This is a genomic window from Streptomyces bottropensis ATCC 25435 (assembly GCF_000383595.1).
Taxonomy (GTDB): Bacteria; Actinomycetota; Actinomycetes; order Streptomycetales; family Streptomycetaceae; genus Streptomyces; species Streptomyces bottropensis.
Map to the genome: position 1 here is coordinate 7,710,655 of NZ_KB911581.1, position 20,865 is coordinate 7,731,519.

Below are 20,865 nucleotides of genomic sequence, written 5' to 3' on the forward strand. Positions count from 1 at the left end.
GGCCCCGATGTCAGGCTCGGCGGAAGGTCAGGGTTTCGCCCTGGGCTCCCGTCCGCCAGAGATCGTTGCAGGCCTGGGCCATCTCGCGCAGGCCCTCGGTCACCTGGCCCCAGACGATGCCGGGTACCCAGCCCACGTCCCCGTTCAGCAGCAGGTTGTTGCGTTCGTAGAAGAGGGCCAGGTCGACGAGGGTCGCGTCGGGGCGGACGTCGCGGTCGTAGCCGTAGGCGCCGGTGGCCAGTTCCGTGCCGGCGAAGGAGAAGTAGCAGAGGTCGCCCGGGATGGGCGTGACCGTCGGGTTCTCCAGGGGCGGCTCGCGGTCGGCGAAGGGCGGGAAGAGGGCGTAGATCTCGTTGCGGGCGTACTTGGCGTGGTAGACGTCGCCGGACAGGGGCAGCGCGTCCCACACCGCGGCGCAGGTGATCGGCGCGCGGTCGTCGAGCAGCAGGGCCGTGCAGCGGACCCCCCGCCGGTCGAGCGCGATCTCGATGTGCCGTTCCGCCGGTTCCGCCACCGCAGCCTCCTCGCGTCGACACACCCGCCCCGCGCCTGCCCGGTATCCCGGGCTTCAACCCGCGCGTGAAGGACCGGAAAAGACCTGGCATACCCCCTGCCGCCTCGGGTAGCCGCGCGGCCATGGCTCGATTGCACGCACACGACAGGAAAAGCCGACATCCCAGCAGACCCGGCATCCCCCGCCGCACCCTGCTCACCGGCACCGCCGCCCTGGTCGGCACGGGCGCGGTGGTGGGCGCGAGCAGTGGATGCAGCCGGGTGGCCACCGCGGACACCGGCGACGGCGGGCAGCTCCTGCAGCAGCTGCGCGCCAAGGGCACCGTACGGCTCGGGATCGCCGGCGAGCAGCCGTACGGCTACATAGGCAAGGACGGCCAGGTCACCGGCTCCGCGCCGGCCATCGCGACCCGGATCTTCCGCAGACTGGGCGTCGATCACGTCGAACCGTTCCCCACCGAGTTCGGTTCGCTGATCTTCGGGCTCAACTCGCTGCAGTACGACGTGGTCGCCGCCGGCATGTACATCAACCCGGAGCGCTGTGACCAGGTGCTCTTCGCGGACCCGGAGTACCAGATGAAGGACGCCTTCATCGTGCCCAGGGGAAACCCGAAGAAGCTGCGCACCTACGCCGACATCGCCCGCACCGGCGCCCGGATGGCGACCGGCATCGGCTACGCGGAGATCGACTACGCCAAGGAGGCCGGGGTGAAGCACATCGACACCCTGCCGGACCAGCTGGCCGGTCTCCTCGCCGTCGAACAGGGGCGCGTCGACGTGTTCGCGGGCACCGCCGTCACGGTGCGGAACGTGGTCGAGCAGACCGGGAGCACGAAGGCGGAGGCGACCGACGAGGTCACCCCGCTCGTGGACGGCAAGCCGGTCATCGACGTCGGCGGCTTCGCGTTCCGCATGCCCGAACGGAATCTGCGGGACGCCTTCAACCGCGAGCTGCACAAGATGAAGCGGAGCGGGGAGCTGCTGGAGGTCATGCGGCCCTTCGGGTTCACGAAGGACCAGATGACCGACATCAGGGCAGAGGAGAAGTGCCGCTCATGAGCGCCTTGAACGACACGGCGCACATGAGCGCCGCCCACGAGGTGACCACCGCCGGGCCTGCCCATGAGGTCACCACCGCCGGGCTCCTCGACGACTTCGCCTTCAGTTCGGGTCTGTGGGAGCTGCTGCTGCGCGGTGTGTGGATCACCGTCCAGCTGACCGTGTACGGCGCGGCCCTCGGCGCCGCCGTCGCCTTCGCCGTGGGCCTCGCCCGGCAGCACCGGCTGTGGGCCGTGCGGTTCGTGGCGGGCGTGTACTTCGAGATCTTCCGCGGCACCTCCGCCCTGGTCCTGATGATCTGGGTGTTCTTCGTGGTGCCGCTGACCCTCGGCTGGCAGCTCGTCCCGATGTGGGCCGCCGTGCTCACCCTGGGCTGCACCTACGGCGCGTACGGCTCGGAGATCGTGCGGGGCGCGGTGGCCGCGGTGCCGGCGGCGCAGCGCGAGGCGGGGGTGGCGCTGAGCTTCACGCCCGCCCAGCGGATGCGCAAGATCGTGCTGCCGCAGGCCTGGCCGGAGATGGTGCCGCCCTTCTGCAACCTGCTCATCGAGCTGCTGAAGGGCACCGCCCTGGTGTCCGTGCTCGGTGTCGCCGACACGACCTTCGCTGCCCAGTTGGTGCGCAACGCCACCGGGCAGAGCGCGCCGGTCTACACGGTGATCCTCGTCATGTACTTCCTCCTCGCCTTCGCCATCACCCGGGTGATGCGGCAGGTCGAGCGGCGGGCCAAGGCCGGCGTCGGCCGGGCCCCCGCCAAGGGGGTCCCCGGGCCGCGCGCGGCCGTCACCGGACGCCCGCAGGACCTGGCCGGAGCGGGCGCCGCAACCGGTGGTGCCGGAGCCGGTGCCGCAGCCGGTGGTGGCGGAGCGGCCTCGAAGACGTCGGCCCCCGGAGGTGCCTCATGACATGGAACTGGTCCACCCTGGGCGACTTCATGCCGGCCTTCCGCGACGGCATACTGGTCACTCTGCAAGCCCTGCTGTGGGGTGCGCTGCTCGCCTTCTCCCTCGGCCTGGTCTGGGCCCTCGCCCAGCGCTCGTCGCTGAAGGCGGTGCGCTGGCCGGTCAAGGCGGTCACGGAGTTCATCCGCAACACCCCGCTGCTGGTGCAGCTGTTCTTCCTCTTCTACGTGCTGCCCGAGTGGGGCCTGACCCTGTCCGCGCTGGCCACCGGCGTGCTCGGTCTCGGGCTGCACTACTCGACGTACACCGCCGAGGTGTACCGCGCCGGTATCGACGGTGTGCCCGCCGGCCAGTGGGAGGCGGCGACCGCGCTCAGCCTGCCGCGCTCGCGCACCTGGACCGCGGTGATCCTGCCGCAGGCGCTGCGCCGGGTCGTGCCCGCGCTCGGCAACTACGTCATCGCGATGCTGAAGGACTCGCCGATGCTCATGACCATCGGTGTGCTGGAGATGCTCGGCGAGGCCCGCCAGTTCGGCTCCCGGACCTTCCAGATGAACGAGGCCATCGTGACCGTCGGCATCGCCTTCATCGTCATCGCCTACCCCGCCTCCCTCCTCCTGCGAGCCCTGGAGCGTCGTCTTGTCCGCTGACACCCCGCTGATGAACGAACCCGATTCCTCCGACGAGCGCGTGGCGGACACGAAGGAACTGATCCGCTTCGAGAACGTGACCAAACGATTCGGCAGCAACACCGTCCTCGACCGGCTGGACTTCTCGGTCGACGCCGGCAAGCACGTCACGCTGATCGGCCCGTCCGGCTCCGGCAAGACGACGATCCTGCGGCTGCTGATGACCCTCGCCAAGCCCGACGAGGGGAGGATCACCGTCGGCGGGCAGCAGCTGTACCCGGCGAGCGACAAGCAGTGCCGCGAGGTCCGCAAGAACATCGGGATGGTGTTCCAGCAGTTCAACCTCTTCCCCAACATGAAGGTGCTGCGCAACATCACCGAGGCGCCCGTCAACGTCCTCGGGCTGTCCAAGGACGAGGCCGAGGCGCGCGCCCGCGAGCTGCTCGACATGGTGGGGCTCGCCGACAAGTGCGACTCCTACCCGAGCCAGCTCTCCGGCGGACAGCAGCAGCGCGTGGCCATCGCGCGGGCGCTGGCGATGCGTCCGCAGGTGCTGCTCCTCGACGAGGTGACCTCCGCGCTCGACCCCGAGCTGGTCGCGGGCGTCCTCGACCTGCTCAGGGACATCGCGCGCACCACGGACATCACGATGCTCTGCGTGACCCACGAGATGAACTTCGCCCGGGACATCTCCGATCAAGTTCTGATGTTCGATTCCGGCCAGGTGATCGAATCGGGCAGCCCCGAGAAGATCTTCGGCGATCCGTCACACGAACGTACGCGCGAATTCCTCGGCGCGGTCATCTGACTACACCGAGTGAACGGGTGAACGCGTGGGAACATGCGAGGTCCGTCCGCCGGGCCATGCCCTCGGCATATGCCAGAGTGCTGGTCCGGCAGTTGGGAGGCGCGGGGTCGGGCGGAAATTCTCGTGAACAACCCCTCCGTGTACGCCCCTTGGGCCGTATCGTGGGAAACGGCAAGCTGTCCGAAAAACGGCCCGAGAAGCGCAGGGGGAAACCGTGGCGCTCAAGCACGAGCCGACCGCGCCGTACCACTCGGCCCAGGACGCCCTGCGCGTCCTGGAGACGGTGGCGCGGCACGCAGGTGGCGTCACCGACGCCGAGATCGCCCGTCGCACCGGCGTCGACAGTGAGCGGCTGACCGCGCTCCTGCGGATGCTGCGGCGCGAGGGGTATGTGGAGCAGACCACCGACGGCGCCTACGTCAGCGGTGCCGCACTCGCCCGGCTGGGCTCCACGGAGGGTCATGACCAGGCCCTGCGCGAGCAGCTCCAGCACACCCTCGACCGGCTGCGCGACTCGGTGGGCGCCGCCGTCTACGTCACCCGCTATCTGGACGGGGAGATCCAGGTCACCGGCTGGGCCGACAGCGCGGACACGCCCGCGGTCCACGAGTGGGTCGACTTCCGCTCCTCCGCCCACGCCACCGCCTTCGGCAAGGGCCTGCTGGGCCAGCTCGACCTCAACGGCCGGCGCGACCATCTCTCGCGCCACCGCCCGGCCCGGCTCACCGCCCGCACGATCACCAACGAGAAGGTGCTGCTGAGCAAGCTCGACGCGCAGACCCCCACGGTCCCGGTCCTCGACCTCCAGGAGTACGCGCCGGGCACGGTCTGCGCGGCCGTCCCCATCACCGCGGGCTCCGCCGTCGGCTGCCTCGCGCTGTCCCTCCCGCTGGAGCACGCGCACCGGCTGCGCGCGGCGGCGAACACGTTGAACCGGGGGGCGGCGCCGGTGCTGCTGTCGTTGGCGATCTAGCGGGGCCGGGCGACTCGTCGGTGATCCGCCGTCCACCGGTCGCCCGCCGCCCGTCGGAGATCCAGCTCACGTTTAAGTGGTCGAAGGCACCCCCGCGGACCAGGTAGTATTTTCTCTGTCGCCGGCCGCGAAAGCGCGAAGGCGACAGAGTCTGCGCCGCTAGCTCAGTTGGTTAGAGCAGCTGACTCTTAATCAGCGGGTCCGGGGTTCGAGTCCCTGGCGGCGCACAGCAAGAAGGCCCCTCGCTCCGGCGAGGGGCCTTCTGCGTGGCTCCTCCCTCCGCGGTTCTCCTCCTCCGCGCGTCACGTCACCCCCGCAGGTACGCCAGGACCGCCAGCACCCGACGGTGTGTGTCCTCGGCCGGTGGGAGGTCCAGCTTTCCCAGGATGTTGCCGATGTGCTTGCCGACGGCCGCCTCGGTGACGACGAGCTCGCGGGCGATCGCCCCGTTCGACCTGCCCTCGGCGACCAGCGCGAGCACTTCCCGCTCGCGCGGGGTGAGCGCCGCCAGCGGATCACGCCGGCGCCGCAGCAGCTGCCGTACGACCTCGGGGTCGACGACCGTCCCCCCGGCCGCGACCCGCTCCACCGCCTCCGCGAACTGCTCGACCTGGCCGATACGGTCCTTGAGGAGATAGCCGACGCCGGTGCCGTCTCCGGTGTCCAGCAGCTCGGCCGCGTAGGCCCGTTGGACGTACTGGCTGAGGACGAGGACGGGCAGGGCGGGGTTCGCGGCACGTAGGGCGAGGGCGGCGCGCAGGCCCTCGTCGGAGAGGCCGGGCGGCATCCGTACGTCGGTGACGACGAGGTCGGGAACGTACGACCGTACGGCCGTGATCAGCGACTCCGCGTCCCCGACCGCCGCGACGACCTCGTGCCCGAACCGGGTCAGGACACCTACGAGTCCTTCCCGCAGCAGCACGCTGTCCTCGGCGAGCACGATCTTCAGCGCTGCGGGCACGGGATCTCCAGGGACAGGACGGTCGGGCCGCCGGCCGGGCTGTGGACGGACAGTGTCCCATCGAGCACGGCGAGCCGGTCGGCGAGTCCGGTGAGGCCGGTCCCCCGTGCGGGGTCGGCACCGCCCGTCCCGTCGTCCTCCACCTCCAGCCGCAGCAGCCCGCCCGCGTGCCGTCCGACGATCCGGGCCCGACGGGCCCCGCTGTGCTTGGCGATGTTGGCGAGGGCCTCCCGGACCGCGAAGTACGCGGCGGACTCGACGGATTCGGCGAACCGGGGGAGGTCGACGTCCAGTCGCACGGGTACGGCGGACCGGTCGGCGGCGTCGGCGAGGGCCTCCGGGAGGCCGTAGTCGGCGAGGACCTGAGGGTGGATGCCGTGGATCAACTCGCGTAGTTCGCCCAGGACTTGTTCGGCCTCCTGGTGGGCGGCGGCCAACCGGCCGGCCAACTGCGGCGGGGCGTCGAGCCGGGCCAGGCCCAGGGTCATGCTCAGGGACACGAGCCGCTGCTGCGCCCCGTCGTGCAGATCCCGCTCGATCCTGCGCCGCTCGGCGTCGAAGGCCGCCACCAGCCGCGCCCGCGACCGCGTCACCTCGGCCAGCCGCCGTTCCGCCTCGGCCTCACTCGGGCCGAGCAGCAGCCGGGCGAGCGCGGCGCGGGCCCGCGCGTACTGGACGAGGGGCCACAGCAGGGCGAGGAGGAGGGCGACGCCGGCGAGCGTGCACAGCAGGGCCTGACCGTAGGAGTCGATCAGCCAGAGCTTGGCGATCCGCGCCTCCGGGCTCTCACTGCCGCCGGCCGCCAGCTGCGCGGGCGCCGCGATCATCGCGCCGGGCAGGCCCAGCGCCCCCGCCACCACGATCGCGTCCAGCGGCCACAGCACGAGGCCGAGGAGCCCGGTGTACGCCAGTTCGCGCCAGGTCGCCCGCTCGGCCAGCCGCAGCCGGGCCCACGCGGCGAGCCCGGGTTCGGCCGGGGTGACGTGCGGGTCGGGCGGTGACGGGGTGCGCGTCAGGGCCAGCCGCCGCCGTTCGAGCGCGCCGACGGGGATGCCCGACAGGACGGCCACCGCGAGCAGCGGCAGCCCGACCAGGACCGGCGCCAGGGCGAGTCCCAGGGCACCCAGAACCAGGAGCACCAGCAGCAGCGGGGCACCCACCAGCACGCCGCTGAGCAGATACGCCACCGCGCGCGGCACATCCCGTACGACCGTTCGGATCATGGTCGTCACGGTAGGCGGGGGCGGTGGGGGGTGGCCATGGGGGTGGGGGGTGTTCGGAGGGTGGGGCTGGGTATACCTGCCCGTCGTCCCGCCCGCCACCACCCCCCTACCGCACCAGCAACCCCTCCCGCCCCCGGGCCCGGTACTCCGTCACCAGCCGTGCCAGATCCACCGCCGAGAACTTCCGGTACGCCCACTTCCCCGGTGGACGCCACCAGACCGGATCCGGGCAGCGGAAGCCCTCCCGGCGCAGGGTGGTGCGCTGGATCTTGTTGGTGGCGGTGACGGGCATGGACGCGACGACGCGTACGAAGCGGGGGGTCATCTTGGTCCCCAGGTCGGGCTGGGACACCAGGAACTCGGCGAAGCCCTCGGGGTCGAAGTCACCCGCGATCGTCGCCATGACCTGGTCCCCGGCAACCGGGTCGGGGACGGCGTAGACGGCGACGGCCTCGGCGCCCTCGTAGCGGGCGAGGATGTTCTCGATGACGGCGGCGGCGAGGTTCTCGCTGTCGACGCGGAGGCGGTCGTCGGTGCGGCCGGCGAAGTAGAGGAAGCCGCCGGTGTCGCGGTAGAAGAGGTCGCCGGTCCAGTACCAGCCGTCGTGGCGGCGGGCGGCGTCGGCCTCCGGGTTGCGCCAGTAGCCCTCGAAGGGGTTGGGGCCGCGGTTGACCAACTCCCCTATCGCCTCGGTGCCGTTGAGCAGGCGGCCGTCGTCGGCGAGGAGGGCGGGCGGGCACTCCTTACGGGTCTGCGGGTCGACCACCGCGAGGTCGTCGCCGGGTGCCGCCCGGCCGATCGCCCCCGGTGGTGCTCCGGGCGTCCGCTGGATCGCCGCCCCGCCCTCGGACGACCCGTACCCCTCCACGAGCCGGACCCCGAACCGCTTCTCGAACGCCGCCGCGTCCACGGCCCCCGCCTCCGTGCCGAAACCCATGCGCAGGGGGTTGTCGCGGTCGTCGGGGCGGGGTTCGGTGGCGAGCACGTACTGCACCGCCCGTCCGACGTAGGTGAAGTACGTGGCCCCGTACGCCCGTACGTCGTCCAGGAACCGGGAGGCGGAGAACCGGCGCCGTAGCGCGATCCCGGCGCCGGCGACCAGGGCGGGGGCCCAGTCGGCGATGACCGCGTTGCCGTGGAACAGCGGCATGCAGATGTAGTGCACGTCGTCCCGCCGGACCCCGAAGCGGTCCACCAGTGCCCGGCCGGCCGCCGCGAGCCGGCCCTGGGAGCAGAGGGCGGCCTTGGGGGCGCCGGTGGAGCCGGAGGTGAAGTAGAGGAGGAGCCGGTCGGCGGGGGTGGCACGGGTCGGGTCGGGTGTGGCGTCGGCGTACGGGGCGAGCAGGTCGGCGTACGCCTGGGTGTCCGTCACCAGTACGCGTACGCCGATGAGTTCGAGGTTCGCCAGCAGGGGCAGGTGGGCCCGTTCCGTGATGAGGAGCCGGCATTCGGTGTGCAGGATGTCGCGGGCCAGTTCGGGGCCCCGGCGGGTGGGGTTGATACCGGCGACGGCGGCGCCCGCGAGGGCCGCCGCGCTCAGCCAGAGGGGGAATTCCGGGGTGTTGTCGAGGAGGACGCCGAGGTGCGGTTCGGCGTCGGGTGGCAGGAGGTCGGCGAGCAGGGCCGCGCGGGCGGCGGCTCCGGCGGCGACCTCGTGGTGGGTCAGGATCTGTTCCTCGAACCACAGCCCGGGCCGGTGGTCGTCCCACCGGTCGGCGACGAGAGTTGCGACCGTGCACCTCGTGGACTCCATGTCGGCGCACGGTAGTTGACGTTCCGTCAGTTGTGGAGGGTCACGGCGTCGGGAACGAGGAGTCCGTGGAGAACCGGTGGTAGGTGACCATGAAGAACACGCAGAACGCGAAGGCCACCCCGAGGAAGGTCAGGAGGCCGAGGCCGGCCGCGGCCTGCTTGACGCGCCGGCCGGGCGCGTGGGCGGTGGCCGCCACGTCGGGGCCGCCGGTGTAGTGGACGGTGACGAAGTCGCCCTCGACCGTCGTCATCGGCCCGTCCTCCTCCTCGAAGCGGACGGCGCGGCCGTCGTGCGTCGTGAACTCGTACACGTGGTGGATCGTCGTGTGCAGGCTGCTGTGCTCACCCATGCTCTTGCTGACCGTCGTGAAGGTCTTCAGACAGCGCGCCTCGGCCGTCAGTCCGCTGTTCCAGGCACCTCTGATGCGGAGCCAGCGGTTCAGTGTCCGGTAGGCCATCAAGGCGATGAAGGCCATCATGACCACGGGAATGAGGTAGAAGAAGACGTCCATCGTGTTCCCCCGGAAGTTCGGTGGCCGCCCTGGTCGGCGGCGTGTGGGGAACGTACCCGGGTGGGGGCCCCGCGCAGCTCAAGTGAGGCTCAGAACTCGCGGGGCCGGTGGTGCCGAGGCTCAGAAGGTGACGTCCGAGCAGGCGTAGAACGCGTTGGCGGTGTCCGCGATCGTCCAGACCGCGAGGATGACGTGGTGACCGCTCAGCCCGGACGGCAGACGGCCGGTGTGGGAGAGCGTGGACGGGGGGCGCTGACCGTTGTAGGGGACGGTGAAGAACGGGGTCAGGTTGAGGTCGGAGCGGGTCAGGGCGTGGTTCTGGTTCCAGCCCGCCCTGGTGACGTAGTACTTGAAGTCGGAGGTGGCGTGCATGGCGGTGAACTGCCAGCGGAACGTGTAGTTCTGGCCGCCCGTCACCCTGGTGGTGGGCCAGGCGCCGCCGCCCGGCCTGGTGGACGCGTCGAGCTGGTTGAACCTGCTGTTGCCACCGGAGCACAGCCGGCCGTCAGCCGGCCCTGAGCCCGGGAAGCCCTTCGGTCCCTCGACGCTCTGCGGTTCCCACTGGATGTCGCCGCAGTTCGTCACGGAGCCGTTCTGGCAGAGCTTCTGCCGGCTGACGGGGAGGTCGGTGTAGCCGTGGCCGGTGGCGCCACCACTGGAGAGCACGAACGCTCCGGTGGTGGCCAGGCCGACCGCGGCCGCGTACCACTTGGTCCTGTTACGCGCGTGATGGCGCATGCTGCCGCTCCCTGGAGTACGTGGGGTAGTTTCCAGGTCTAGACCAAGTCCCAGATTATGGGCGACCGTTGACCGTGTCCATATCAAAAGCACGCCCATGTCGATTCAGCGGTCCGGGGCGGTCTCGGCGGTTCAGGCAGGCTCCGGCAGTTCAGGGCGACACCTCGCGACGCCCTGTGTAGAACGCCACCGTCAGGTCCTTCACCAGCGCCTTGCGCTCGTAGTCGTCCAGCTCGACCAGGCCGCGCAGGGTCAGCCGGGTGACCGTGTCCTCGACCGAGTCGACGACGGAGGTGAGGACGGTGTCGCGGTGCTGGGCGTCGAGCGCGGCGATCCGGCGGCGCTGTATCACGGCGGCCACCTCGGGCGCGTACTCGATCCGGGTCGGCTGGACCGAGAAGACCTCCACCCCCGCCGGCGCCGCGTCCGCCGCCACCAGCCGCGTCAGCGCCTCGCCCACCGCCTCCGTGTTCCGCAGCGTCGCGTCCCGGACCAGCGCGCCCGGCGGTACGTCCGCGGGCAGTTGCGCCAGCACCCGGGAGACCGCCGCCTCCACGCACTCCCGCAGGTACCGCTCGTGGTCCTCGACCCCGAGCACCGCCCGCGCGGTGTCCCTGACCCGCCACGCCACCAGGGCGACGACGCGCATCGCGACGCCGTTCGCGTCGACGGCCGCCATCGGCTCGCTGCGCCAGTGCCGCAGCCGTACGTCGACCCGGCGGCGCAGCACCAGCGGGTTCACCCAGAGCAGGCCGGTGCGGCGGACCGTCCCCCGGTAGCGCCCGAAGAGACCGAGCACCCAGGCCCCTCCGGTCCGCCCCCGCGCCAGCCCGCCGAACCCGAACATCGTCAGGGCCCCGGCCCCGGCGTACGCCGCCCACTGCGCCGGTCCGAGTCCGGCACCCGCGTACGCCGTCGGCAGTCCGAGCCCTCGCGCCACGAGCTCCGGCAGCACCCCGGCCCACCAGGAGGTGAGGACGCATCCGGCCATCCCGCAGGCCCCGCCCAGCACTCCCAGCACTCCGGGCACCACCCGCGCCGACCGTTCGACCAGTTCGGGGTCGACCCGGACGGCGGGGCACGGCTTGGCGGACGCGGGCCCCTGCCGCACCCGCGGCTGCTCGCCGGTCCCGCGCCGCCGGCCCACGACGGCGGGCGTGACCGGGACGACGACCGGGACGGGGTCGTCCCGGAAGAGCAGGTGTACGGGGATCTCGGTGGTGGTCTCGTTCTGGATGAGCCGGGCGGGCCGCGCGGGCCCCTCGGGCTCCGGTGTGGGTGGGATGGTCGTACTCATACCTGCCTCCATGCCTCCGCGCAGGAAGAACCGTGCTGAGAGCTTTCGGTGGAGAGGGGGAGAAAAGCTTGGGAGAGGCCGAGGGTGGGAGAGGTCGAGGGATGGGAGAGGCCGAGGGGTAGGTCCGCGTTCCGGAGGGAGTGGGCCTGGAGGGAGTGGGCCTGGAGGGAGTGGGTCCGGCTGTCGGTTGTCTGCCGTCAGGAGAACAGCCGGCGCCAGGTCTCGGGGCCCGGATAGCCGTCCGCCGCGCCGCCCCGCCACCCCTGGGCCCGCTGGAACGCCTCCACGTTCCGCCGGTCCGACTCGCCCCAGCGCGACCCCGGGCCCGAGGTGTAGTACTTGCCGAATCCCTTCTTCACCAACTGCTTCCCCAGCCGGGTGACATACGCGTTGTCCGCGCCCGGCCGGAACATGCCACGCCCCGGATAGCCGAGGACGCCGTGCGAGGCGGGCGGCACGGGGGCCATGGGAGCCATGGGCGTCCGGGGAGCCATGGGTTCCGCGGCGTTCCTCGGCGGGGCGGACTTTCCGAGGGTCCCGGGCCGCTGCGGCGCGCCGCGCGGGGCGGACCCTCCCGACGGGGTCCCGGAGGTGGCGGACGTACCGGAAGCGGCGGGGATGCCAGTGGTGCCCGAGGTGCCGGGCGGGCGTGAAATCCCGGACGCTCCCGGCCTCCCCGACGGCCGGTGCACCACCGGCGGCTCGGGCGTCGCCGGCTTCCCGCTCGGGCCCGGGTTTCCGTCCGGTGGAATGTTCCGGCCCCGCCCGGTGACCAGATACGACCAGGTCAGGGGCCCCGGAGTGCCGTCGGCGAAGTGGCCCGACCAGCCCTGCGCCCGCTGGAACGCCCGGGTGGCCCTACGGTCGGCGTCCGACCAGATCCGCCCCGGCCCGCCGGTGTAGAAGCGGGCCCCGCCGCGCTGCACCAGCATCTGCCCCAGCCGGGCCACGTACGTGTTCTGCGCGCCGGGCCCGAAGGCCTCGGGGCCCGGAAAGCGGTCCCCGCCGGGCGGCCCGGCGGCCCCCTTCGCGCCCGGCGTCCGCAGTGCCTTCGGCGGTTCGGCGGACGTGCCGGTGCCCCCGGCGTCATCCGTCCCGTCGTCCGGCCGATCCGCGCCGTCGTCCGTGATCAGCCCCTTGTAGCGGTACGGCACATAGCGGGCGGCGTTGTCCCAGTACCCGTACGGGGTGACCTGCCTGCGGGCGTACGGGCGGGCCGACTCGTAGGCGATGTAGTGGGTCTCCGCGTCGTCCGTCCAGCCGCCGAAAATGACGACGTGCGAGCCCTTCCGAGGGTCCTTCGGGTTATGGAAGAGCAGCATGTCGCCCGGCTCCAGCCGGTCCTTCGAAATGCGTTGCGCGAACTTGTCGAGACTTCCCGTCCATTCGTTCCCGGGGAGGTTCCAGGCCATCGAGACGAACCCCGAGCAGTCCTGCCGATAACCGTCGGACCAGTATTCGCGCATGCTGTACGGCACCTCGGCCTGAATCCAGCTCTTGGCTCTCCTGATGATTTCGGCGCGAGTGGTGGGCGGCATCGTCACCTCCCTCGGCGGCTTCTCCCCGTCCGCCGGACGACTGCGGGGCCCGTGCAGCGGAGCCTTCTTGCCCTGCGGGGTGTCAGGGCCCTCACCTGCGGGAACGGCACCGGGGCGAGCCGGTCCATGGGTCGCCGCGACGGCCGGCACGACCTGCCCCGCGCCGAGTGCGGCGCCGGCGGCGGTGGCCACGACGAGGGCGTTCCTGACAGTTCTGGCCGCCGGGTGACCCGCATGGGCGTACTGGGCCGAGTAGGGCATGACCCGTCGCCAGTGGACACAGCCGGGGCATTCGCAATCGGTCCCCGGATCGATCTCCTCGAACACCGGAGTCCCCATACGATTCCCCTCGCGAACCGACCGAAGAATTCCACGCTTCTGCACGCCCGTCAGTTTCTCAACTGTCCTCCGGTGTCGCATGCTGACGGTCCAAATGATGTACACGCCCGCGCCGCGTCCGGTCGACACGGGCCGCGACGGAGCCTCGGTGCCGCTCACTGTCGCCCAGGTTCCCCGGTGCCCCGGCCGGCCGACCTCGGAGGGACCTCGGAGGGACCTCGGAGGGTCACCGACCGCGACCCCTGGTGCGCCGAAGAACGAAGAAACCTTTCAGCAATTCCCGGTTACCGAACGGTCCGGTAATTAATGGTTACCGAACGGTCCGGTAATTACGCGAAAGTGACTCCCGGGTAGCGTTTCGTTCATTGAGTCCATTGATGACCGATCTTGACGCTCGGGCTCCGTCGGCTGCATGATCAGCGCTGCAGCAGAGCCGTGAACCAAAGACCCCCCACCTTCTTTGGGAGCCGTAGAGCCACCCCCACCCACCCCCACCCGCACACGCGCACACGCGCAGAGCCGCTCTTTTCGCGACCCCTTTTCGCGACCCCTCACCGCACCTTATTTCCGCGACCCCTTTTCACGTTTCCCTGCCCTTTTTCGGAGACGCTCAAGGGGTGCTTCTGCATGCCCCGGAATAACTTTCTGACGCGATTTGAGAAGTCGCCCGAATAAGGTTTTTGAAGTCTTGACTTCACACCGCAAGGCGCTCCATATTGATGGCCGACCACCCCCCACCCTCGAATTCGGACCTCTTCGGAGGCCCGTTTCGCGGACCCCAAGGAGACATCAATGGCGATCGCACTCCCGTTCAGGCGCAAGGCGGTCCTGGCCGCTCTTGTGATCACAGCGGCGGCGGCCACCACGGTCACGCTGCCGGGCACGGCCGCGGCACAGTCGGGATCCCGCATCTGCGGGAACTACTGGGAGGCCCGTGCCAACGGCAAGACGGTCGGGATCATGGCCAAGGTGCTGGAGGTGCCCAAGGTCGACTTCGGCATCTGCCTGCGCGTCATCGACAAGACCAACAGCATCAACGGCCGGGAGCTGCCGGGCTACGGCAAGGTGACATGGAACCCGCGCCAGCCCATGCGGTCCTGGACCTGCGAGGACGCCGGCGACCTGTTCAACGACAAGTACGGCGAGGACCCGTGCCTGACCATGAACCGGGTGGACCTCATCGGCCAGGTGGCGAACCGCACGCCCGTCGAGTGGTCGCAGGTGTACTGACATGCGCGGCAGAACGATGTGGCATCGCGTCCTGATGTGCGGAGCGCTCGTCCTCGCGACGGTGGCCACGACCGAGGGCACGGCCAGTGCGGCCACCCAGTGCTTCGGCCAGAGCCATTCCGACGGCGCGCAGATCGTCCCCGGCACCGGCGGCGGCCAGGTCACCCGCTCGGTCACCCGCCAGCGGGCGGCCGACACCTGGGACGACTGGATATGGCGCGGCACCGAATTCCAGTGCCCCCGAGGACGGACCTGCGAATACGCGTGGGAGAAATCCAAGACGACCACGACCGGCTGGGCCATCGGCGGCGGCACCAATCTGGGCAACACCAGTTCGCCCTCCGGGAAGTGGTACAACGCCCTGATTCCCCTGGTGGTCGGCTATCAGAAGACCACACAGATCAGGACCTCGTTCACCTGGACCGTCCATCTCAATGGCGGCGACATCGGTCAACCCATTCAGGTAGCGGTTCGGCGCTGGACCCAGGGCGATTTCTCCGGCGGCTGGGTACGGACGAACAGGGGCTGCCAGGGAGGCACCGTCTACGAATGGGATGGTGATATCAGGTTCGGCAGCTGGACCCGGAACGTATTCGAGAAGGAAAAGGTCGGCTACGCCGTCAACGGCCGTATGTGACCGCCCCTCCCGGCACGCTCGACATTCACGCGGTACATCATCCTCCAGGAAAGGACATGATCATGCCCGGTAAAGCGATGTGGCATCGCATGCTGATGTGCGGGGCTCTCGCCGTCGCCGCACTGGCCACGACCGAGGGCACGGCCAGTGCCGCCACTCAGTGCTTCAGCCAGAGCTACTCCGACGGCGCGCAGATCGTCCCCGGCACGGGCGGCGGCCAGGTCACCCGCTCGATCACCCGCCAGCGGGCGGCCGGCACCTGGGACGACTGGGTCTGGCGCGGCACCGAGTTCCAGTGCCCCCGGGGCCGGACCTGCGACTACGCATGGTCGAAGTCGAAGACGACGAACACCGGCTGGGCGGTCGGCGGCGGTACCGATCTCGGTAACGCCAGCTCCCCCTCCAAGAAGTGGTACAACGTCGTGCTTCCGCTGGTCGGCGGCTATCAGAAGAACACCGAGATCAGCACCAACTTCACGTGGACCGTGCACCTCAACGGCGGTGACGTGGCCCAGCCCATTCAGGTCGCGGTCCGCCGCTGGACCCAGGGCGACTTCTCCGGCGGCTGGGTACGGACGAACCGCGGCTGCCAGGGCGGCACCACCTACGAATGGGACGGAAGCGCCCGTTTCGGCAGCTGGACCCGGAACGTGTTCGAGAAGGAAAAGGTCGGCTATGCCGTCAACGGCCGTATGTGACAAGCCAGTTCACTTTCACCTTCTTTTTTCGAGCCAAGGAGACACCCATGAGGATCAAGCTCGTGAAGCGGCGCACGGCGATGCTGGCCGCCGCGGGAATGGCGGCCGGGGCACTGTTCGCCCTCGCGGTCCCCGGCACGGCCGAGGCCCAGTCCGGCTCCCGTATCTGCGGGAACTACTGGACGGGCTACTACGACAACGGCCAGAAGGAAGTCACCTGGTCCCGGGTGATCGAGGTGCCCAAGAGCGATGGCGTCGCCTGTGACGTCGCCGTCAACAGGACGGACCGGGTCGGCAACCCTCCGCAGGAGACCGTGAACCTGGGCGTGAAGTGGGGCTCGCGGCAGCGGCTGCAGAACGTGACCTGTGAGTGGTACTCCCAGGACGTCCTGAACTCCAAGCACGGGGACGACGTCTGCAACGGCATGCTGCGCGCGGACAACGTGTTCCAGGTCAAGAACCGGACGATCAGCCAGTTCTACGTCAAGGGCTGAGCACGCCGGCCGGTCGTCCGACTCCCCTGCCGGGAGCCGGGCGGCCGGCCGTTTCCCGTCCGATGCGCGCGGGCGCAGGCGGTCGGGAGCACCCCCGTCCCTCCGCTAGACTTTTTCTCGCGCGCCGCTAGCTCAGTTGGTTAGAGCAGCTGACTCTTAATCAGCGGGTCCGGGGTTCGAGTCCCTGGCGGCGCACCACCCGGAGAGGCCCCTCGCGAGCGCGAGGGGCCTCTCCGTATGTGTGCCTGTCCGCACGCGCACCCTCTCCGTACACGCCCCGACGGGTTCTCCGGCAATGCCCCCATGAGGGCGTTACGACCGGTAAGTACCGAAGACACGCCCGCACTAAAACACATGACGTAGGCGCTCAGGAACAAAAGATGCCGAGGGGGCATCAATGCAACCGGATGGCCGTCGCCCCGTGTCTCCATGGTGTAGATCACATGGTGACGATGACGCACTGATGTGTCCGTAACGGTCGAGGGGGACCGATTCGGATGAAAGACCGACGAACACACACTCGATGTGTGTGCGGGGGGAATGACTCATGACGTCGACGCCGACGGGCGCCCGGCACAACAACGATCCATCCGAAACGACCCGGCTCAAGACGCCGTCGCACCGGACCGGAGCATTCCGCAAACTGCGCAAGAACCTTCCCAGATACGACTACGAGCACTACAGCCGCCTCGCGGGACCGCTCACCCAGCCCGATCCGACCAAGCCCTACACGGTGCAGTACCGCTCCCTGATCTCGCAGGAGCCGCACCGTCTGCGGGTCGCCCTGATGCTGGCAGCGGCGCCGCTGCTCTCCCTGGTCCTGCTCGGCTGGCTGCTGCAGCAGGAGCACTGGACCAAGCGCGACTACGTCGAGTACGACTTCCTGCCCGCCCTCGACATGGTCATGCTGGTCTCGATCGGCCTGATCGAGTTCTTCCGCTGCATGAACGTCCTGTCGAACGCGCACGCCACCCTGGTCGCCCGCGACCCGATCCCGGTGGTGCCCGAGACCGGCACCAGAGTCGCCTTCCTCACCTCCTTCGTGCCCGGCAAGGAACCGTTGGAGATGGTGACGAAGACCCTGGAGGCCGCGGTGCGGCTGCGCCACCGCGGGCTGCTGCACGTGTGGCTGCTCGACGAGGGCGACGACCCCGCCGTGAAGGCGGTCTGCGCGCGCCTCGGCGTGCACCACTTCTCCCGCAAGGGCATCGCGAAGTGGAACCAGCCGAAGGGTCCGCACCGCGCCAAGACCAAGCACGGCAACTACAACGCCTGGCTGGACGCCCACGGCGACGACTACGACTTCTTCGCCTCGGTCGACACCGACCACATCCCGCTGCCCAACTACCTGGAGCGGATGCTCGGTTTCTTCCGGGACCCGAACATCGGCTTCGTGATCGGCCCCCAGGTGTACGGCAACTACGACAACTTCGTCACCAAGGCCGCCGAGTCCCAGCAGTTCCTGTTCCACGCGCTGATCCAGCGCGCCGGCAACCGGTACGGCGCCCCCATGTTCGTCGGCACCTCCAACGCCGTGCGGATCAGGGCACTCAAGCAGATCGGCGGACTCTACGACTCCATCACCGAGGACATGGCGACCGGCTTCGAGATCCACCGTCACAAGAACCCGGCCACGGGCAAGAAATGGCGCTCGGTCTACACGCCGGACGTGCTCGCGGTGGGCGAGGGACCCAGCGCCTGGACGGACTTCTTCACCCAGCAGATGCGCTGGTCGCGGGGCACCTACGAGACGATTCTCAAGCAGTACTGGAAGGGCTGGTACTCGCTGCCGCCGAGCAAGCTCTTCAACTACACCATGATGATCATCTTCTACCCGATGTCCGCCCTCAACTGGATCCTGGCGGCGCTGAGTTGCGCCCTGTTCCTGGGCCTGGGCGCCTCGGGCGTGAACATCGATCCGACCGTGTGGCTGATGCTCTACGGCAACGCCTCGGCGCTCCAGATAGGCCTGTACGTCTGGAACCGCCGGCACAACGTCTCCCCGCACGAGCCGGAGGGCTCCGGGGGTGTGGCCGGCATGGTGATGTCCGCGCTGTCCGCGCCGCTCTACGCGAAGGCACTGATCGACTCGGCCCTGCGCCGCAAGAGCAAGTTCGTGGTCACGCCCAAGGGCGACTCGGCGAGCCCCGACCGGTGGTTCGGCACCTTCCGGTACCACTGGTACTTCATCCTCATCTTCGGGGCCTCGATCGCCGCCGGGTTCGTCTTCGGCAACTCGCACCCCGCGATGATCATCTGGGCCGTCTTCGCCATGATGATCACCGCTCTCCCCATCGTCGCCTGGCGCTACATGCTGCGCCAGGACAGGAAGAAGGCCGCCGCGGCCGCCGAACTGCGGGGTTCGATGGTGGCACCGCCCGAGGCGGCGCCCGCGCCCTTCGCGCCACAGCCCGCACCCCACGCCCCACCCGCACCCCACGCTCCTCATCACAAGCCGAGCTGGGCCGCGTCCGGGTCGGGCAGCGGGAGTAGCGAGCAGACCATGCAGATCGCCCTGGGCGGACTGGGGGGACGTAAGGAATGAAGGACCGTGCAGGCCGCCGCCGCGCCCGTCGCCTCGCGATCGGCGGGGCGGTGGTCCTCGCGCTCGCGGGGACGAACGGGCCCTGGGTGTACCGCTTCAGTACGGAGAAGTACCACGAGTACGAGATCAACAGGCCGGAGTACAAGGCCGCCAACGGGCAGTGGAAGGTCGTCGAGTTCCCTCCGGAGTACCGGCAGAACACGATCCACGCCGCGCTTCTGCACACCGGCAAGATCTTGCTGATCGCGGGCTCCGGGAACGACGCCGACAACTTCGACAAGAAGAAGTTCGACACCCGCGTCTGGGACCCGGTCAAGCAGACGATCAAGCGGGTGCCGACCCCGGCCGACCTGTTCTGCACGGGACACACCCAGCTGTCCAACGGCAATCTGCTGATCGCGGGCGGCACCAAGCGCTACGAGAAGCTGAAGGGTGACGTCACCAAGGCCGGCGGGCTGATGATCATCCACAACGAGAACCCCGACAAACGGATGAGGATCGAGGCGGGGACCAGGTTCGTCGGCAAGGAGAACGGCAGGACCTTCGTCCTCAAGGACACCGTCGACATCAAGAAGGCCGTCAAGACCTTCGATCCGGACACCGGGAAGTTCACCGGCAACAAGCCGGGGATCGCGCGCGCCTACGTCGAGGCCGAGAGGCGCGGCAGGAGGTACGAGACCGGTACCGAGGACAACTACCGGGTCGTGGGCCTGAGGGGCGACGACGCGCGGAACACTTACGGCATCGCGCAGAAGCTCGCTCTCGACAAGAAGGACTTCCAGGGGATCAGGGACGCCTACGAGTTCGACCCGGTCGCCGAGAAGTACATCAAGGTCGACCCGATGAACGAGGCCCGCTGGTACCCGACGCTCACGACCCTGTCGGACGGCACCGTGCTGTCGCTGTCCGGCCTCGACGAGATCGGTCAGCTCGTGCCGGGCAAGAACGAGATCTACGACCCCGGGACGAAGAAGTGGACGTACACGAAGGGCGTCCAGCAGTTCCCGACGTACCCGGCGATCTCCCTGATGCAGAACGGCAAGCTGTTCTACTCGGGCGCGAACGCGGGGTACGGGCCGGACGACATCGGGCGCGACCCGGGTGTCTGGGACCTGCGGACCAACACGTTCACGAAGCTGCCCGGCATGAGCGACGGGAAGCTGCTGGAGACCGCCGGGACCGTGCTGTTGCCTCCGGCGCAGGACGAGAAGTACATGGTCATCGGGGGTGGCGGGGTCGGTGAGTCGGAGCGGTCCAGCAAGAGGACCCGGCTGATCGACCTGCTGGCGGACGAGCCGAGGTTCGTGGACGGGCCGGAGCTGGCGAAGGGCACGCGGTATCCGCAGGCCTCGATCCTGCCCGACGACACGGTGCTCATCTCCGGGGGCTCGGAGGACTACCGCGGGCGCGGCGACTCCAACATCCTGGAGGCGCGGCTGTACGACGCGAGGACGGGCGGGATGCGGCGGGTGGCCGACCCGCTGGTCGGCCGGAACTACCACTCCGGGTCGATCCTGCTGCCGGACGGGCGGGTCGTCTTCTTCGGGTCGGACTCCCTGTACGCCGACAAGGCCAACACCAAGCCGGGGGAGTTCGAGCAGCGGATCGAGATCTACACGCCGCCGTATCTGTTCCGGGACGCACGGCCGACGCTGACGGGTGGGCCGAAGACGGTCGCGCGCGGCGGGACGGCGACGTTCGGTGCGCGGGACGCCTCGGCGGTCAGGTCGGCCCGGTTGATCCGGCCGAGTGCGTCGACGCATGTGACGGACGTGGACCAGAAGTCGATCGAGGTGGACTTCGTGGCGGACGGCGACCGGATCACGGTGAGCGTGCCGAAGAACCGGAATCTGGTGCAGTCGGGGTGGTACATGCTGTTCGTGACGGACAAGGCGGGGACGCCGAGCGCCGCGCGGTGGGTGAAGGTGCCGTAGGGGTTGGCCGGGGGTTGGTCCTGGGTTCGTTTCCGGGTGCGGGTGCGGGTGCGGGTGCGCGGGGGCTGGTCGCCCAGTCCCCG

At 69.7% G+C, this 20,865-nt stretch carries 19 protein-coding genes and 2 tRNA genes; 13 read left to right on the forward strand and 8 right to left on the reverse strand.

What is annotated here, in order from left to right; genetic code table 11:
* Positions 1-10 precede the first annotated feature (10 nt).
* Positions 11-514 carry a DUF3830 family protein gene (locus STRBO_RS0134170; protein ID WP_005486578.1) on the reverse strand — a complete coding sequence of 168 codons (504 nt, stop codon included), beginning with the start codon at positions 512-514 and terminating at the stop codon, positions 11-13.
* A gap of 122 nt (positions 515-636) precedes the next feature.
* Between STRBO_RS0134170 and ehuB the strand changes: the two genes are divergently transcribed.
* The 6 genes from ehuB (at position 637) to STRBO_RS0134200 (ending at position 5,111) form a co-directional block, all read left to right on the forward strand.
* Positions 637-1,572: an ectoine/hydroxyectoine ABC transporter substrate-binding protein EhuB gene (gene ehuB, locus STRBO_RS0134175; RefSeq protein ID WP_051085401.1), complete on the forward strand. Its 936-nt coding sequence runs from the start codon at positions 637-639 to the stop codon at positions 1,570-1,572.
* Positions 1,569-2,477, forward strand: coding sequence for an ectoine/hydroxyectoine ABC transporter permease subunit EhuC (gene ehuC / locus STRBO_RS0134180; RefSeq protein ID WP_005486580.1), 909 nt, complete (start codon positions 1,569-1,571; stop codon positions 2,475-2,477). The genes ehuB and ehuC overlap by 4 nt, the downstream gene beginning before the upstream one ends.
* Complete coding sequence (gene ehuD / locus STRBO_RS0134185; protein WP_005486581.1) at positions 2,474-3,124, forward strand: ectoine/hydroxyectoine ABC transporter permease subunit EhuD; 651 nt, start codon at positions 2,474-2,476, stop codon at positions 3,122-3,124. The genes ehuC and ehuD overlap by 4 nt, the downstream gene beginning before the upstream one ends.
* A gap of 10 nt (positions 3,125-3,134) precedes the next feature.
* Positions 3,135-3,911 (forward strand): ectoine/hydroxyectoine ABC transporter ATP-binding protein EhuA, encoded by a 777-nt coding sequence (gene ehuA / locus STRBO_RS0134190; RefSeq protein ID WP_005486582.1) that lies wholly within the window; start codon positions 3,135-3,137, stop codon positions 3,909-3,911.
* A gap of 214 nt (positions 3,912-4,125) precedes the next feature.
* Positions 4,126-4,884, forward strand: coding sequence for an IclR family transcriptional regulator (locus tag STRBO_RS0134195; RefSeq protein ID WP_005486583.1), 759 nt, complete (start codon positions 4,126-4,128; stop codon positions 4,882-4,884).
* A gap of 153 nt (positions 4,885-5,037) precedes the next feature.
* Positions 5,038-5,111 (forward strand) — tRNA-Lys (locus STRBO_RS0134200).
* An 80-nt stretch (positions 5,112-5,191) separates the two neighbouring features.
* Here the strand turns inward: STRBO_RS0134200 and STRBO_RS0134205 are convergent.
* The 7 genes from STRBO_RS0134205 to STRBO_RS0134235 form a co-directional block, all read right to left on the reverse strand.
* Complete coding sequence (locus STRBO_RS0134205; protein ID WP_005486584.1) at positions 5,192-5,845, reverse strand: response regulator transcription factor; 654 nt, start codon at positions 5,843-5,845, stop codon at positions 5,192-5,194.
* On the reverse strand, positions 5,830-7,068 hold the full coding sequence (locus STRBO_RS0134210; protein ID WP_020115528.1) for a sensor histidine kinase: 1,239 nt from the start codon (positions 7,066-7,068) through the stop codon (positions 5,830-5,832). The genes STRBO_RS0134205 and STRBO_RS0134210 overlap by 16 nt, the downstream gene beginning before the upstream one ends.
* 106 nt (positions 7,069-7,174) lie before the next feature.
* Positions 7,175-8,821: a long-chain-fatty-acid--CoA ligase gene (locus STRBO_RS0134215; protein WP_005486587.1), complete on the reverse strand. Its 1,647-nt coding sequence runs from the start codon at positions 8,819-8,821 to the stop codon at positions 7,175-7,177.
* 40 nt (positions 8,822-8,861) lie between these two features.
* On the reverse strand, positions 8,862-9,332 hold the full coding sequence (locus STRBO_RS0134220; protein WP_005486589.1) for a DUF3592 domain-containing protein: 471 nt from the start codon (positions 9,330-9,332) through the stop codon (positions 8,862-8,864).
* A 120-nt stretch (positions 9,333-9,452) separates the two neighbouring features.
* A complete protein-coding gene (locus STRBO_RS0134225; protein WP_005486591.1) occupies positions 9,453-10,070 on the reverse strand; it encodes a lytic polysaccharide monooxygenase auxiliary activity family 9 protein in 618 nt (205 codons plus the stop codon).
* A gap of 151 nt (positions 10,071-10,221) precedes the next feature.
* Complete coding sequence (locus STRBO_RS0134230) at positions 10,222-11,367, reverse strand: SPFH domain-containing protein (protein ID WP_020115529.1); 1,146 nt, start codon at positions 11,365-11,367, stop codon at positions 10,222-10,224.
* A 197-nt stretch (positions 11,368-11,564) separates the two neighbouring features.
* Entirely contained in the window at positions 11,565-13,244 is a 1,680-nt protein-coding gene (locus STRBO_RS0134235; RefSeq protein WP_005486594.1) for a peptidoglycan-binding protein, read from the reverse strand.
* Between the two features lie 792 nt (positions 13,245-14,036).
* Here STRBO_RS0134235 and STRBO_RS0134240 point away from each other — a divergent pair.
* The 7 genes from STRBO_RS0134240 (at position 14,037) to glxA (ending at position 20,782) form a co-directional block, all read left to right on the forward strand.
* On the forward strand, positions 14,037-14,474 hold the full coding sequence (locus STRBO_RS0134240) for a hypothetical protein (protein ID WP_005486596.1): 438 nt from the start codon (positions 14,037-14,039) through the stop codon (positions 14,472-14,474).
* Position 14,475: 1 nt separating this feature from the next.
* Positions 14,476-15,111 carry a hypothetical protein gene (locus STRBO_RS0134245; RefSeq protein WP_005486598.1) on the forward strand — a complete coding sequence of 212 codons (636 nt, stop codon included), beginning with the start codon at positions 14,476-14,478 and terminating at the stop codon, positions 15,109-15,111.
* Between the two features lie 56 nt (positions 15,112-15,167).
* Positions 15,168-15,809, forward strand: coding sequence for a hypothetical protein (locus STRBO_RS0134250; RefSeq protein ID WP_020115532.1), 642 nt, complete (start codon positions 15,168-15,170; stop codon positions 15,807-15,809).
* 47 nt (positions 15,810-15,856) lie between these two features.
* On the forward strand, positions 15,857-16,303 hold the full coding sequence (locus STRBO_RS0134255) for a hypothetical protein (protein WP_005486602.1): 447 nt from the start codon (positions 15,857-15,859) through the stop codon (positions 16,301-16,303).
* Between the two features lie 121 nt (positions 16,304-16,424).
* Positions 16,425-16,501, forward strand: a tRNA-Lys gene (locus STRBO_RS0134260).
* A 349-nt stretch (positions 16,502-16,850) separates the two neighbouring features.
* Complete coding sequence (locus tag STRBO_RS0134265; RefSeq protein WP_005486603.1) at positions 16,851-18,848, forward strand: glycosyltransferase family 2 protein; 1,998 nt, start codon at positions 16,851-16,853, stop codon at positions 18,846-18,848.
* A complete protein-coding gene (gene glxA / locus STRBO_RS0134270; protein ID WP_005486604.1) occupies positions 18,845-20,782 on the forward strand; it encodes a radical copper oxidase GlxA in 1,938 nt (645 codons plus the stop codon). Before STRBO_RS0134265 ends, glxA begins: the two co-directional genes overlap by 4 nt.
* Positions 20,783-20,865 lie beyond the last annotated feature (83 nt).